General features: G+C 49.7%; 1 pseudogene. It reads right to left on the reverse strand.

From position 1 onward, the window contains the following. Positions 1-586 (reverse strand): annotated as a pseudogene (locus tag A142_RS13170) (transketolase); the annotation flags it as partial.

The raw sequence follows: 586 nt of genomic DNA on the forward strand, positions 1-586 counted from the left end.
AGACCACATAGTCAGGTTAGAAGGCGCAAGGTCAGCAGAGCCGCCCATAAATTCAGGAAGCATTTGACCAAACGCTTCTAGTGCGTTTTGAGATGCTTTACGTGAAGCGATGTTTGCTGGGTTAGCTTGAAGATCAGCAATGATTGCGTTTGCTTTCTCTTCCCACTCAGCAGGAAGCTCGCCGTTAGTACGACGTTTGAATTCTGCTGCTAGCTCAGGGTAAGCCGCTGCGTATGCGTCAAATTTAGCATTCCACGCTGCTTCTTTCGCTGCGCCTGCTTCTTTTGCATTCCACTCAGCTGCGATATCCGCTGGGATTTCGAAAGGACCGTGTTCCCAACCCAGTGCAGCTTTAGTTGCTGTGATTTCATCAGCGCCTAGTGGAGCACCGTGACAGTCGTGCGTACCTGCTTTGTTTGGAGAACCAAAACCGATGATAGTTTTAGTACAGATAAGCGTTGGACGAGGGTCTGCTTTAGCCGCTTCAATCGCTGCATTGATAGCGTCAGAGTCGTGACCATCTACCGCTGGGATTACATGCCAGCCGTAAGCTTCAAAACGCTTAGGTGTATCGTCAGAGAACCAA

Origin of the sequence: Vibrio splendidus 12E03 (assembly GCF_000272105.2) — a bacterium.
Taxonomy (GTDB): Bacteria; Pseudomonadota; Gammaproteobacteria; order Enterobacterales; family Vibrionaceae; genus Vibrio; species Vibrio splendidus_I.